Genomic DNA, 572 nt, shown 5'->3' on the forward strand with positions numbered 1-572 from the left:
ACGCGATCCGCTCGTCCCACTGGTCCTTGGGCTCGCCCATCGACAGCCAGACGTCGGTGTAGAGGAAGTCCACCCCGGCCACGCCCTCCTCGACGTTCGCCGTCTGGGTGATCCGGGCGCCGGTCTGCTCGGCGATCCGGCGGGCCTCCTTCACCACGTCGTCGTGGTTCCACCGGCCCTCCGGGGCGACCATCCGCACGTCCATGCCCATCATCGCGCCGCCGATCAGCAGCGAGTTGCCCACGTTGTTCTCGGCGTCGCCGAGGAACGCGAAGGAGATCTCATTGTCGTGCTTCACCGTGTGCTCGCGCATCGTGAGGATGTCGCACAGCGTCTGGGTGGGATGCCACTCGGTGGACAGCCCATTCCAGACCGGCACCCCGGAGTACTTCGCGAGCGCCTCCACGTTCTCCTGGCCGAAGCCGCGGTACTCCAGCCCGTCGTAGAAACGGCCGAGCACCCGGGCCGTGTCCGCGATGGACTCCTTGTGCCCGAGCTGGGTGCTGCCCGGGTCCAGGAACGTCACGTGCGCGCCCTGGTCGTGCGCCGCGACCTCGAAGGCGCACCGCGTA

At 68.5% G+C, this 572-nt stretch carries 1 pseudogene; it reads right to left on the bottom strand.

Annotated features, from left to right (window positions below):
• A pseudogene (locus tag ODJ79_RS46680) lies at nucleotides 1-572 on the bottom strand (ornithine carbamoyltransferase subunit F); the annotation flags it as partial.

This window comes from Actinoplanes sp. KI2, from assembly GCF_025630775.1.
GTDB lineage: Bacteria > Actinomycetota > Actinomycetes > Mycobacteriales > Micromonosporaceae > Actinoplanes.